Below are 13,838 nucleotides of genomic sequence, written 5' to 3' on the forward strand. Positions count from 1 at the left end.
GCTCAGGGGGGTGGTGACGGCGGGGCCGGGACACCCCGCCGGGTGACCGACGCTCGGTGTCGCGGTCGCGCGGGCTTTCCTCACCCCCGCGCCCGCAGTTTCCGCACCTGGCGCTCCAGGCTGTACTGCACCGCCGCCGCGTCGTCGAAGAGGTGGAAGTGGCCCGAAGGCGACTGGGTCGTGCCGAGGAAGTCCGTGGTGTGCTCGGCCCAGACGGACAGGGAGCCGGGCGGGACGATGGGGTCGGACTCGCCGCCGTAGGCCGCCACCGGGCAGGGGGCGGGTTCGCCGTCCTCGTCGAGGCTGCCCGCGGCGAGGAAGTCGGCGCGGATCGCGGGCATGATCGAGGCCAGGGTGGCGGCGTCGAGTGACGTGCCCTCCGTCAGGAGGCCGAGTTCGGCGACTCGGGCGAGGAGTTCACCGTCCGACATGGTGGCGACCTGGGCCAGTTCGGCGGCCCAGCCGAGGCCCGGCGCCCAGGAGGACACGGCGAGCAGCTCGGGCTCGGGCAGGCCGTTCCACGCTGCGGCCACCGACAGCCGGTAGGCGAGCATGCCGCCGAAGCTGTGACCGAACAGGACGTAGGGGCGGCCGTCGAGCTCGGCCTCGAAGGCCTCCTGGAGGGCGTCGAGGAGCGGTTCCACATCGGTGAAGGGCTGCTCGTCGAACCGCTCCTGACGGCCGGGGAGCTGCAAGGTGCGCACTTCCATGCTGGAGGGCAGGGTGGCGCCCCAGGCCTGGTAGGCGGGGGCGGTGCCGCCGGCGTGCGGGAACAGGAACACCTGGACGTCGGCGTTCGGGTCGGCCCCGCTCGTGGTGAACCAGCGGGTGCGTCGGATGCTGCCGGTGGTGGTCATGCGCTCTCCTGATCCGTCTGGCGGGCCTTGGACATGATGACGTCCGCGATCTCCCGCAGGTGTGTCTCCGGCCGCAGTGATCCGATGCGGAGCACGATGTGGCGGGCGCCCGCCCGCACATAGTCGGCGAGGTGTTGCGCGCAGCGCTCGCTCGGGCCCCACGCGTAGGCCTGGATGGCGGACATCTGCTGCAGGGTGCGGCCGTAGCAGTGCTCCAGGTAGTCGTCGAGCTCGACCCTGGCCCGGCGCTCGTCGGGGCCGACGGTGACCGTCAGGTACAGGGCGGGGATCACCGCGTCGGCGCGCCGTCCCGCGCGGCGGCACAGGTGCTCCAGGCGTCCGCGCGCGCGGGCGTAGGCGTCCGCGGACGCGAGGAACGGCAGCCAGCCGTCGTAGCGGCGGGCCGCCCGTTCCAGTACCCGGGCGGTGTCGTCGGCGACGAGCCACAGCGGGGGGCCGTCGGGCGCGGCGGGGCAGATGAGGCGGTCGAGGCCCTCCGCCTGCCAGTGCCGCCCCGCGAAGCGGTTGGGGGCGCCGGGCCGGGTGCTGCACCAGGCCGTCCGCCACAGTGCGGTGATCTCGTCGAGCCGGTCGGCGCGGTCGGCCAGCGGCGCGCCGACGGCGGCCAGTTCCTCGCTCGTCTCCGACGAGGGGAAACCGGAGCCCACTCCCAGGACGAGCCGCCCCGAGCTGACGTGGTCCAGGCTGCTCGCCATGTTGGCGGCCACGAGGGGGTGCCGCAGTGCCGGGGTCAGGGTCGCGGTGCCCAGGTGCACCCGGCGGGTGATCGCGCCCACGGCGGACAGCACCACCAGGGGGTCGAGCCGGGGGCGTGCGGTGAGCGAGTCACCCGTCCACAGCGAGTCGAAGCCGAGCTCCTCGGCCCGTCGCGCGAAGTCGAGCAGTGGGGAGACGCTGTACTCGCCGAGGATGGCCTGCTCCCTGGTGGGCAGCAGGACCCCCACACGCAGTGGCGGACGGGCGGCAGCCCCCATCGCGCACCTCTTTCTCGGATCGTCGTGGCCGGCGGTTCCTGCGAGACAAGCAGCCGCACCTGACAGATGCCTGATCGTCGGGTGAAAGCGGGCGGCCGGAGGCGCCAAACGGGCACGGATCACGCCGCGTTGTCCGCCCGTGCCTTGGGCCGACGGCCATGAGCGGTCCGGCGCCGTCCGGAGCCCGTCCATTACCTCGGAAGTAATTGACCCACGGTAACCGTCGCGCCGGAACAAGCCATGAGTGATGGCCAATGATTTACGTACATCGATGTAAAACAAGCTTGCAAACTGTCCGACATGCCCGCGTCCGTCCCGAGATTATGTACGCACCTGGGCTTTGCTGCAACGAACTCGCAGTGGCGCGGAACCGACGGTTCCCACTTTCAAGCACTTGCGGTGACGCTTAGTGCCGGGGTCAATTAAAGGAATCGTGCACCCGGTAGGAGGAGAAAGTGATGGCTTATTCGCAGTTCGACGATGCCGGCCGGAACGACGGCACGCCGCTGCCCTCCGGGCCCCACGCGCCGGGCGCCCGGGAAACCGGTCAGGTCTTCGCGTTCCTCGGCCCGCTGGAGGTGCGCTCGGGGGACCGCAACCACGGCGTCAGCGGCAACCGGCAGCGCACCCTGCTAGCCGCGTTCCTGGTGAGCCCCGGCCGCCAGCTCTCCGCCGAGCAGCTCTACACCGAGCTGTGGGGCGAGAACCCGCCGCCCACCTTCGAGAACTCCCTCCAGGCCCACGTCTACCGCTTGCGCAGGACCCTCCAGCAGACGGCACTGCCCGGCGGCCCCTCGCCCGAACTGCTCACCCGTTCCTCGGGGTACGTCCTTGAGCTGGGCGGCGCGCAGACCGACGCGGCGGCCTTCCGCCGGCTGACCGGCCAGGCCCGCGCCTGCACCCGGGAGGACCCCGCCCAGGCGCACCGGCTGCTCGGCGAGGCGCTCGCCCTCTGGCGCGGCGAGCCTTTCCAGGACGTCGTCCAGGGGCCGATGGCGCAGAGCGTCGCGCTGGCCCTGGAGGAGGAGCAGCTCTGCGCCATCGAGGACAGGCTCTGGCTGGAGATGCAGCTCATGGACCCGGTGCACAGCATCAGCGAGCTGAAGCGCATGCGCACCATCCACCCCTGGCGGGAGCGCCTGACCGAGATGCTCATGCTGGCCCTGTACCGGACGGGCCGGCAGGCCGAGGCGATGGAGACCTACGACAGCACGCGGCGCAGACTGGCGAGCGAACTGGGCGTGGAGCCCTCGCTGAAGCTGCGCGAGCGGCTGCGGGAGATCCTCAACCAGGCACCCTCGCTGGACGCGGCCGTGCCCGCGTAACCGGCCCGCGAGCCGCGCCCGCCACGAGGCTGCGGCAGCACGCCCGGACTCCCCCGGGGCGCGCTGCCGCAGCCTCGTCGTCCGTCCGCACCCCAGGGGCGTCAGCAGCGCGTCAGTGCGCTCCAGCAGAATATCCCGTGAGCAGAATCCGCAGCAGGTGAGGAAATGAGAAGGAAGACGGAAGTCGCGCATTTCTCTCCCTGCTCGCTACCCGTCGCCCGCGCGTGGCGATGCATTTGCTCTGCCATTTTCTGGGGCAATGCAAATAAGTGCACTATTGCGCTTATCTGTTCGAGGACGAACACTCGGATGTATGACATCGAAACTCATGCACCGAGAGAGTCCGAGCGTCGGAACACTCCTGCGGGAATGGCGGAACCGGCGCGGTGTCAGCCAGATGGAGCTGGCCTCGCGCGCCGGCTGCTCCGCCCGGCACCTCAGCTTCGTCGAGACCGGCCGCGCCCGCCCCAGCATGGAGGTCCTGCTCCGCTTCGCCGCCGACCTCGACCTGCCCCTGCGGGAGCGCAACGTCCTGCTGGTCGCCGCCGGATTCGCCCCGTACTACCCGGAGTCGAGCATGGACGGCCCGGCCCCGGGCGTCGTGCAGCGGCGATTACGCCGCCTGGTCGCCGCCCATGAACCCCACCCGGTCCTGGTCTTCGACGACCAGTACCGCATCGTCGAGGCCAACCGCACCTTCGGGGCCCTGGTGGGTGACGTCTCCCCCGAACTCCTGCGCCCGCCAGCCAACTTCCTGCGGCTGCTCCTGCACCCGCAGGGCCTCGCGCCCCTCATGCCCGACCAGGGTGCCTGGCGCGAGCACCTCCTCGGCCGCCTGCGCCGCCATCTGACCCGGACGGGATCGGCCCCCCTGAAGGCGCTGTACCAGGAGGTGAGCGGCTACCCCGTGCCGTCGGCCGCGCGCCAGGGCCACCAGCAGGCGAGCGGCGCCGACGGCGTGTTCGAGTTCCCCTACGCGCTGCCGCTGCGCATCGTGCGGGGCGGCCGGACGCTCTCCTTCATCTCCACCGTGATGACGTTCAACGCCTTCGCCGACGTCGCCGTCTCCGAGCTCGCGGTGGCGACGCTGCTGCCCGCCGACGCCGCGACCTCCGCCGGACTGCGGTCCCTGCGGGCGCGGCCACGGGCCCGCCAGGGCGCCGCCGGACGGTCCGTCAGCGGCCTCTCAGCCGCCGATCAGGAGCGCTGGCCAGGGTGGTCGGAGGAAGAGCCACTACCAAGGGGATGATATGGACGAGGACTTCGAGGTCGTCATCATCGGCGCCGGGATGTCGGGCCTCGGGATGGCCGCCCGTCTCAAGCAGGCCGGACGGCGGAACTTCACCGTCCTGGAGAAGGCCGGCTCGATCGGCGGCACCTGGCGCGACAACACCTACCCCGGCGCGGCCTGCGACGTGCAGTCCCACCTGTACTGGTACTCCTTCGGCGAGCAGCCCGACTGGAGCCGCACCTACGCCGGGCAGCCGGAGATCCTGCACAACCTCGAACGGTTCGCCGCGAGCCACGAGCTGGACGAGCACATCCGTCTCGGCGTGGAGGTCACCCGGGCCACGTGGTCCGACGACGAGGGCCGCTGGCTGCTGAGCACCGCCCGCGGTGAGCGGCTGCGGGCCCGCTCCCTGATCACGGCCTGGGGGCAGCTCAACCGTCCCGCCTGGGCGCGGATCGAGGGCGTGGACAGCTTCGCGGGGACGCAGGTGCACACCGCGCGCTGGCCCGGGGACCTCGACCTGACGGGCAAGCGGGTCGCCTGTATCGGCAGCGCGGCCAGCGCCGTCCAACTGGTGCCCGCCATCGCCGGGGCCACCGAGCGCCTCACGGTGTTCCAGCGCTCCGCCAACTATCTGCTTCCGCGGCAGGACCAGGCCCTCACCGACGACGAGCGCGCCGCGCTGCTCGCCGAGCCCGACCGCTACGCCACGCTGCGCGAGCAGCTCTACCAGGAGCGGGACGGCTGGGCCGCCGGACTGCGCGACGACGGCAACCCGGTGCGGGAGCAGTTCCAGCAGGTGGCGAGCGAGCATCTGAGCGCCCAGATCGCCGACGAACCCCTCCGCGACCGGCTCACCCCGGACTACGCCTTCGGCTGCAAGCGGGTGCTGATCAGCGACGACTACTACCCGGCGCTGTCCCGCGACAACGTCGACCTGGTGACGGAGTCCATCACCAGGATCGAGCCGGAGGGAGTCCGCACCGCGGACGGGCACCTGCACGAGGTGGATGTCATCGTGCACGCCACCGGCTTCCAGCCCCTCGACACCACCGGCGGAGTGGAGATCGTCGGCCGTGACCTGATGACGCTGCGCGAGGCGTGGAAGGAGGGGCCCGAGGCCTACCTCGGCGTCTCGGTCAGCGGCTTCCCCAACATGTTCATGCTGTACGGCCCCAACACCAACCTGGGTCACCACTCGATCCTGTTCATGGTGGAGAGCCAGATCGACTACGTGCTCCAGGCCCTCGGCGCCCTGGACACCGGCCGGGACCGCACCCTGGACGTCGACCCCGAGGTGCAGCGGCGCTACAACGAGCAGCTCCAGCGCGACCTCGCGGGCACGGCCTTCGCCTCCGGCTGCGGCAACTGGTACACCAACGACGCCGGCCGCGTGGTCAACAACTGGTCCTCCAGCATCGAGGCCTACCGCGAGCGCACGGCCGTCTTCACTCCCGAGGACTACGTCGAGTGAGTCCTCGTACCACGTGATCCGCACACGGCGGTGGCCCGCTCCCCTCGGTGAGGGGGSGSCCCACCGCCGTGTCCTGGTGCGCCGGTCAGCTCTTCGCGGCGGCGAGCTCGTCGCGCACCGCCCTGCGCAGGATCTTGCCGCTGGGGTTGCGCGGCAGGGCATCGGCGAAGTCGTAGGACGTGGGCATCTTGAAGTCCGCGAGCCGGCCGCGCAGGAACAGCAGCAGGTCGCGGGCGCCGGCCTGCTGGCCGGGTGCCAGGACCACGCGGGCGTGCACGGACTCGCCCCAGCGCTCGTGCGGCAGGCCCACCACGGCCGCGCCCGCCACGGCGGGATGCCGGGCGAGGGCGTCCTCGATCTCGGCCGGGTAGACGTTCTCGCCCGCCACGATGATCATGTCGTTGACGCGGTCACGGACGTGCACATAGCCGTCCTCGTCCAGGAAACCGGCGTCTCCCATGTGCACCCAGCCGTCGACCACGGTGCGTTCCGTGGCCTCGGGCAGCCGCCAGTAGCCGAGCATCCGGGCGGGGGTGCGCACACAGATCTCCCCGACCTCCCCGGCGGGAAGGACACGGCCCTCGGGGTCCTCGACACGCACCTCGATACCGGGGTACGGGCGGCCCGCGGCGCGCAGCAGCGGGCTGCCGGGGACGTGGTCGGCCGGAGGCAGACAGACCGCGAAGTTGCCGGTCTCGCTGCTGCCGTAGATCTGGAGGAAGTCGCAGTCCAGGACGTCGATCGCCCGGCTCAGGAGTTCCTCGCCGATCGGGGAGCCGCCGTAGACCACCTTGCGCAGGGTGCCGAGGGCGCCCCTGGCGGCGGCCGGTTCGGCGAGCATCAGCTCCAGCATCGCGGGGGCCACGATGGCGGTGGTGACCTGCTCCTCCTCGATCACGCGGACCGCGTCGGAGCTGAGGAAGGCGGGCAGGGAGACCACCGTGGCACCGGCGTTGAAGGCCTGCATGCCGTAGGAGAGGCCGCCGATGTGGAAGCCGGGCAGGCCGATCAGACTGCGGTCGCCGTCCTTCCAGTCCAGCCAGTCCAGGCCGCCCTCCTCCATCGCCTCGGCGACGTTGAAGAAGCTGCGGTGGGGCAGGACGACACCCTTGGGCAGGCCGCTGGTTCCGCTGGTGTAGATCTGCACGACGGCCCTGTTCGCGGCGTCCGCGTCGGCTTCGCCGTCGAAGGCCGCCGGGGCCGGGCCGTCGGACACCGCGCGCTTGCGGGCGGCCAGCGAGTCGGCGCCCTCGGCGTCGGCGTCCAGGCACAGCAGGGTCCGCAGCGTGGGCAGGTTCTTCCGGACCTCGGCGGCGACCGCCAGGTGCTCCTCGTCCACCAGGAGCACCTCGGTGGTGGAGTCGCGCAGGATGTGGTCCACCTCAAGGGCCGTCAGGCGCCAGTTGACGGGGACCAGGACGGCGCCCGTCCGGGCGCAGGCGAAGGCCAGTTCCCAGTACTCCACGGCCTCCTTGCCGAGATAGCCGACGCGGGAGCCGGGGGCGACCCCGGCCTCGCGCAGCACCTGGGCCGTGCGCGCGCTCTCCCGGTCCAGTTCCCGGTAGGTGAGTCTGCGTCCGGAACAGACGACGGCGGGCTGGTCGGGCCGGAGTGCGGACTGCCGGTCGATCACTTCGACGAGTGTCCGCGAGCGGAGGGCGGTGGTCATCGGTGTGCTCCCGTTTCTGCCTCGTGCGCCGGTGCGTCGGCACCGGACAGCAGCTCTTCGATGTATGCGCTGAGCAGGTCCACGCTGGGCCGGTCGAAGGTGATGGACGCCGGCAGGGTGACCCGGAACGCGGCTTCGAGGGCGTTGCGGATCTCGACCGAGTTGAGCGAGTCCATGCCGAGGTCGGCGAGTTCGGCGTCGGGCTCCACGTCCTCGGCCGACTCGAACCGCAGGACGTCCGCGAGCCGGGCCCGTACGATCGCGTTGATCCCGGCCGAGCGGGCGGCCCCGGAGGCGTCGGCCAGGGCGCCGACGTCGGTCTGTCCCCCGGCGGCGGAGCCGGTGACCAGGTCCGCGAAGAGCGCGCTGGGTGACCTGCGGGCCACGAAGCGGTTCCAGTCGCAGTGGCCCATCAGTACCTGGCCGCGCCCCGCGTCGAGGAGTGCGGGCAGCGCCTCCGCGGCCTCGTCCTGTTCCAGGAGGGTGATGCCCTGGCCCTCCCAGCTGCGCACCAGGGAGGCGCTGAGCCGGCGGGCCGGGTCCTTGGGCGCCCAGGGGCCCCAGTTGACGGCGGTCGCGGGCAGACCCGCGCCTCCGCGCTGGGCCATGAGGTGGTCGAGGAAGGCGTTGCCCGCGCCCGCGCCGGTCTGGGTGGCCGCGCCGAGCAGGGCTCCCGCCGTGGAGCAGCCCAGGAAGAAGTCGAGTTCGGGCAGTTCCGCGGTCGCCTCGTGCAGCAGCCAGGCACCGTAGACCTTCGTACGGAAGACGGCGTCCAGGCTCTCCCAGGTCTGCTGGGCCAGCGGGAGGTCCTGCGCCGCCTCCTGGGCCGCGTGCACCACACCGCCCACCGGCGGCGCGTCGGCGGCGAGTTCGGCGAGGACGCGGGAGACGTCGTCGGCGGAGCCCAGGTCACAGGCGTGGACGCTCGCCGTGACACCGTCGCCGAGGTCGGGGGCCGGGCCTCCGGTGCGGCTCAGGAGCGCCAGGCGGCGGGCGCCCAGGGCGGCGAGGCGGCGGGTGAGGGCCGCACCGACCATGCCGGTGGCTCCGGCGACGACATAGGTGCGGTCGGGCCGGATGGTGAGGGGACGCGAGGCCGCGGGCACGGGGTCGGCCGTGCGCAGCCTGCGCACCGTGCGCCCGCCGTCGCGGTGGGCGATCTCCAGTTCGCTCTCCCCGGCCGCGAGCCACTCCCCCACCAGACCGGTGCCGTCGTCGGTGCCGGGCTCCAGGTCCACCAGGGTCACCCGGTAGCCGGGGAACTCCGTGCCCAGGGCGCGGCCGAAGCCCCACAGGGTGGCGGCGGCCGCCGGGGTGGTGCCCTTGTCGCCCGGCAGGTGCTGGGCGCCCTCGCTGACCAGCCACAGCCGCTGGCCGCGGCCGAAGCCCTCGCGGGCCAGGGTGTCCAGTACGGCGAGCAGGTCGCGGTAGTTGGTCTCGCACTCGGCGCGCAGCCGGGCCGCGGCGTCGTGCGCGTCCGGCGCGGTGGCGTCGCCGCCGGTGCGCCACAGCCAGCACACGTCGGTGGGCCGCTCGCCCTTCAGTGCCTCGGCCAGTGCCCGCCGGTCGGCGGCGACGGTGAGCGTGACACCTTCGGCGGCGGCCTTCTCGGCGAGTTCGCGCGGCAGCCTGGCGGTGTCTCCGGTCACCAGGACGCGGCGTCCCTCCCGCCGGGTGGCGGGCAGGTCCTGGGTGACCCAGTGCTGCTCGTAGTAGAGGCCGCTCGCGCTCTGTCCGCCCTCGGGGTCGCGTTCGGCCTGCCAGGCGGCCTCGGCGGCGCGGCGCTGCTTGGTGGGCAGCCAGTACCGCTTGCCGTCGAAGGGGTAGGTCGGCAGCGGGACCCGGTTCAGGGGCGCGCCCTCGTGGTAGCCCGCCCAGGAGACCGGCACACCGGCCTCGTACGCCTTCGCCAGCGACCTGCGGATCATGTCGCCGTCGTGGTCGTCACGGAAGGTGCTGCTCAGCCACACGTGGTCCGCCTCACCGGCGGAGGTCCTGGCCAGTGCGGTGAGCGCGGCCGAGGGGCCGAGCTCGACGAAGACGTGCCGTCCGCGCTTGTTCACGGCCTGGACCCCGGCCTCGAACTGCACCGGTTCGAGGAGGTGCCTGATCCAGTACTCGGGGTCGGCCATCTGCCGCCCGCGCGCCACCCGCCCGGTCACGTTGGAGACCACGGCCATGGTGGGCGCCCGGAAGTCGACCGTGGCGAGCACCGCGCGGAACTCGTCGACGATCTCGGCCATCAGCGGTGAGTGGTAGGGCACGGCGCCGCGCAGCGGAGTGACCTTCACGCCGCGTTCGGCGAGGCGGCGGCCCGCGTCCGCCAGCGACGCGTTGCCGCCGGTGAGCAGGGACTGGCCGGGGCCGTTGACCGCGCCGACGGACAGGTCCGGGTAGTCATCGAGGAGCGGAGCGACCTCGTGGGCCGGGGCGCCGACGGCGGCCATGCCGCCCTTGCTGCGCACCGCCTCGCTCAGGCGGCCCCGGGCGGCCACAAGACGGGCGCCGTCCTGGAGCGAGAAGAGTCCGGCCACCGCGGCGGCGGCGAACTCGCCCAGGCTGTGGCCCATCAGGACCGAGGGGCGCACGCCCCAGGACAGCCAGAGCCGGGCCATCGCGTATTCGAGGCTGAACAACGCCGGTTGGAGATAACGTGGTTCGTGGATGCGCTCGGGTGCCTCGCACTCGCCGCGCACCAGCTCGCCCAGCGGGAGTCCGAGCAGCGGGGTGAGGATGGCGTCGCACTCGTCGAGCGCGGCGCGGAAGACCGGGTACTGCCGGTAGAGCGCGGCGCCCATGCCGGGGTACTGGGTGCCCGTGCCGGAGAAGAGGAACGCCACCTTGGGGGCGCCCGTCGAGCCGCCGCGGGCGGCGCCTTCCGCGAGGGCCGTGACGCGCCTGCCCAGTGCCCGTACGGCGGCGTCCCGGTCGCCCACGACTTCGGCGATGCGGTGACGGAAGTGGGCGCGGCCGGTGTTGGAGGTGCGGCACAGGTCGGCGAGGGGGGTGCCGGGGTGCCGTGCCAGGTGGTCGAGGTGGCGCTCGGCGAGGCGCCGCAGTGAGGTGCGGCTCTTGGCGGAGAGGGTGAGGACGGCGCTGGGGCGTGTCCCTGCCGCGTCCGTCTCCGCCGGGAGTTCGGCGGGGGCCTCCTCCAGGATGACGGAGGCGATGGTGCCGGTCACCCCGAATCCGTTGACCATGGCGCGTCCGGTGTCGGCCGCGGGCCAGGGGCGGACCTCGGTCGGGACGGTGACGGGGGCCTCGTCCCAGGCGATGCGCTTGGAGGGGTTGACCAGGTTCAGGTGCGGGAAGATCGTCTTCTCCCGCAGCTGGAGCACCGCCTTGATGAGGGAGCCCGCACCGGCCGCGCCCTCCATGTGCCCGATGTTCGTCTTCAGCGAGCCGACCACCATGGGGCGGTCGTGGGTGTGGGACTCGGCGAAGACGTCGCTGATGGCGTCCATCTCGGTGGGGTCGCCGAGCGCGGTGCCCGTGCCGTGTGCCTCGACGTACTGGATGTCGGCGGGCTCAAGGCCGCTCCGGGCGAGGGCGGAGCGCATGACCTGTTCCTGGGCGGCGCCGTTGGGCGCCACCAGGCCCGCGCTCTCGCCGTCCTGGCCGACCGCGGAGCCGCGGATCACGGCGTGCACGGTGTCGCCGTCGCGGCGCGCGTCGGAGAGCCGCTTGAGCACGAGGACGCCGCAGCCCTCGGCGCGCGCGTAGCCGTTGGCGCGCTCGTCGAAGGTCTTGCACTGCGCGTCGGGCGAGAGCACTCCGCCGAGGGAGAGGATGGTGTGGTTCTGCGCGTTGTGGATGACGTTGACGCCGCCGCTCAGCGCGACGCCGCACTCGCCGCCGCGCAGGGCCTGCACCGCGAGGTGGGTGGCGGTCAGTGAGGAGGAGCAGGTGGTGTCGACGGTCATGCACGGTCCGCGCAGGCCGAGGAAGAACGACATGCGGCCCGAGACCGCGCTGTGGGTGAGGCCGGGTGCGAGGTAGCCGTCGAGGTCGGCGGGGGCGAGGTCGGTGGACTCGAAGATGTAGTCGAGGGTGGTGACGCCCATGAACACGCCGGTGTCACCGTGGCGCAGGGAGGTGGGGTCGATGCCCGCGTGTTCGAGGGCCTCCCAGGCCGTGTGCAGGGCGAGCCGCTGCTGGGGGTCGATGTAGGGCGCCTCTTTGGGTGACACCGAGAAGAAGGCGGCGTCGAAGCGGTCGACGTCGGAGACGAAGCCGCCACGCGGCCAGTTATCGTCCGCGCCCTCGGCCGGGCCCTCGGCCGCACTGTCGTCCGCGCCCTCGGCCCGGCCGGTCTCCGGGGCCATCTGGCGGCGCTCCCCCGGCGGCAGCGGCCCGATGCCGGACCGCCCCTCCCGCAGGAATTCCGCGAACGTGTCCACATCATTGTTGCCGCCGGGAATGCGCAGGCCCATTCCCACGATCGCTATGGGTTCGTATTTCTCGCGCTCCAGGGCCGCGAGCTCTTCCTCCTTGCTCCGCAGTTGGGCTATCACGGCGGCAAACTCAGCCGCCGTAGGACTCGATTGCTCCGACATTTATTCCCTCCGGTCAGAGAACAGCTCACGCACAGAGATGGTCTATCAACTGACCGGCGGTGGGGTGACCGAATAGCGCGGCCGTGGAAATCTCGCGCCCCAGCTTCCGCTCCAGGACGATCTTCACCTCGCTCAGCCGCAGAGACGTGAGCCCCAGGTCGAGGAAGCCCACGTCCAGCGGGAACTCCTCGTCGTCGGTCATGAAAAGGGCGCTCCTGAACTCACCGACCACCGCTTCCTCGACGAGCTCCCGACGCTCGAACTCCGGCAGGAGCCCCAACTGCCCTTCCGTGAGAAAATCTTGCGACACCCACGTCACCGCCTCTCTACGAATCGACTGCTTCCCGGCAATCGAAACAGCCCTGCCTGATAGTGAACTGATAGCCCACTGATGGCGGCCCCACACGGCGTCCGGCACTTTCCTGCACACGCCACGGAAATATGCTGCGGCCGGTTTACCGACGTCGAATCGGTGCTATGTTCCCTGACATGAATGCAAACGAATTCGACGTGATCGATGAATTAGACAGGACACTCAAGACGCTGGGTCTCTCCCGGGAGGAGGCCGTCAGCGAACTCGTGGTGAGCGGCCAGGACCCGCTGGTGCCGTCCACCATCCGCCTCGGCTCGGCCATGGGCATAGCCCTGCTCTCCGCCGCCGTCGGCGCGGCACAGATCTGGCACACCGCGACGGGCCGCCCGCAGCGCCTCGGCCTCGATCTGGGCCAGGCGCTGCACCAGCTCACGCCCTATCTCGGCGGCGGCAACACCCTGAACGGCTACGGCTCGAACATGGGCAGCGTCCTCGGGCTCGACGGCGGGCCCGCCCCCGCCCTGTGGGACCTGTACCGCACCGCCGACGACCGCTGGGCCATCCCGATCGCCTGCTATCCCAGCACCCGCGACACCTTCCTCGACCTGCTCGGCACCGCGCACACCCGCGAGCGCATCGGCGCGGCCATCGCGGGCCGTGTCTCCTGGGATCTTGAGGAGGAGGCGGCCGCGCGGGGTGTTCCGCTGGCGATCGTCCGCAGCCGGGAGGAGTTCCTGGCCCACCCCCAGGGCAAGGCCGTGCTCGCCGAACCCCTGGTCTCCGTCGAGCGCGTGGGCGACGCCCCGCCGCGCCCGCTGCCTGCCGGGGCCCAGCCGCTGTCCGGGCTGCGCTCCCTGCAGTTCACCCATGTCTTCGCGGGCACCGCGGCCGGCCGGGTCCTCGCCGAACAGGGCGCCGACGTCCTGCATGTGTGCGAGCCGAACGCCTTCGACCACGATCTGTGCTGGAACGAGACCGGTGTGGGCCTGCGCTCGGCCCGGCTCGCGCTGAAGCCGGAGGCCGACGGTTCCGGTGAGGGCCGCCGCACCTTCGATGAACTCCTGCGCTCCTCCGACGTGTTCGTGCACAACCACCGGCCCTCGAAGATGGCCCGGCTCGGTCTCAGCCCCGAGGAGATCGCCGAGATCAACCCCGGCATCATCCATGTCTCGGTGCGCTGTTACGGACACAGCGGCCCCTGGCAGGAGCGCGGCGGCTTCGACCAGCACGCCCAGGCCCTGACCGGCGTCAACTGGAGCGAGGGGCAGGACGGGCGGCCCCAGTTGCCGCCGGGGCGGATGCTCAACGACTACCTGGCCGCCTACCTCGCCTCCGCGGGCGTCATGAGCGCGGTCCTGCGCCGGGCCCGCGAGGGCGGCAGCTACCAGGTACGGGTCTCCCTCGCCGGCGTCTCCAAC

Annotated in this window: 9 protein-coding genes; 4 read left to right on the plus strand and 5 right to left on the minus strand. The window is 71.9% G+C overall.

Annotated elements, in window-relative coordinates; all coding sequences use genetic code 11:
- Window positions 1-80: 80 nt before the first annotated feature.
- Window positions 81-857 (minus strand): thioesterase II family protein, encoded by a 777-nt coding sequence (locus tag AB8Z36_RS12945; RefSeq protein WP_369213410.1) that lies wholly within the window; start codon window positions 855-857, stop codon window positions 81-83.
- The gene (locus AB8Z36_RS12950; RefSeq protein WP_369213411.1) at window positions 854-1,852 is read right to left on the minus strand and encodes an LLM class flavin-dependent oxidoreductase; all 999 of its coding nucleotides are present in this window, start codon (window positions 1,850-1,852) and stop codon (window positions 854-856) included. Before AB8Z36_RS12950 ends, AB8Z36_RS12945 begins: the two co-directional genes overlap by 4 nt.
- Before the next feature lie 458 nt (window positions 1,853-2,310).
- Between AB8Z36_RS12950 and AB8Z36_RS12955 the strand changes: the two genes are divergently transcribed.
- From AB8Z36_RS12955 to AB8Z36_RS12965, 3 genes are all read left to right on the plus strand, one after another.
- The gene (locus AB8Z36_RS12955) at window positions 2,311-3,177 is read left to right on the plus strand and encodes an AfsR/SARP family transcriptional regulator (RefSeq protein ID WP_369213412.1); all 867 of its coding nucleotides are present in this window, start codon (window positions 2,311-2,313) and stop codon (window positions 3,175-3,177) included.
- Between the two features lie 313 nt (window positions 3,178-3,490).
- Window positions 3,491-4,426 (plus strand): helix-turn-helix domain-containing protein, encoded by a 936-nt coding sequence (locus tag AB8Z36_RS12960; protein WP_369213413.1) that lies wholly within the window; start codon window positions 3,491-3,493, stop codon window positions 4,424-4,426.
- 1 nt (window position 4,427) lies between these two features.
- On the plus strand, window positions 4,428-5,882 hold the full coding sequence (locus AB8Z36_RS12965; protein ID WP_369213414.1) for a flavin-containing monooxygenase: 1,455 nt from the start codon (window positions 4,428-4,430) through the stop codon (window positions 5,880-5,882).
- 85 nt (window positions 5,883-5,967) lie between these two features.
- On the opposite strand, the gene AB8Z36_RS12970 is transcribed toward AB8Z36_RS12965, so the two are convergent.
- The 3 genes from AB8Z36_RS12970 to AB8Z36_RS12980 all read right to left on the minus strand — a co-directional run bounded on the left by AB8Z36_RS12970 (window position 5,968) and on the right by AB8Z36_RS12980 (window position 12,537).
- Window positions 5,968-7,551 (minus strand): long-chain-fatty-acid--CoA ligase, encoded by a 1,584-nt coding sequence (locus AB8Z36_RS12970; protein ID WP_369213415.1) that lies wholly within the window; start codon window positions 7,549-7,551, stop codon window positions 5,968-5,970.
- Entirely contained in the window at window positions 7,548-12,065 is a 4,518-nt protein-coding gene (locus AB8Z36_RS12975) for a type I polyketide synthase (protein WP_369213416.1), read from the minus strand. Before AB8Z36_RS12975 ends, AB8Z36_RS12970 begins: the two co-directional genes overlap by 4 nt.
- 67 nt (window positions 12,066-12,132) lie before the next feature.
- Complete coding sequence (locus AB8Z36_RS12980; RefSeq protein ID WP_369213417.1) at window positions 12,133-12,537, minus strand: acyl carrier protein; 405 nt, start codon at window positions 12,535-12,537, stop codon at window positions 12,133-12,135.
- 59 nt (window positions 12,538-12,596) lie between these two features.
- Between AB8Z36_RS12980 and AB8Z36_RS12985 the strand changes: the two genes are divergently transcribed.
- On the plus strand, window positions 12,597-13,838 hold a 1,242-nt coding region (locus AB8Z36_RS12985), incomplete at its 3' end, for a CoA transferase (protein WP_369213418.1).

The organism is Streptomyces flavofungini, from assembly GCF_041028215.1.
Lineage (GTDB): Bacteria > Actinomycetota > Actinomycetes > Streptomycetales > Streptomycetaceae > Streptomyces > Streptomyces flavofungini_B.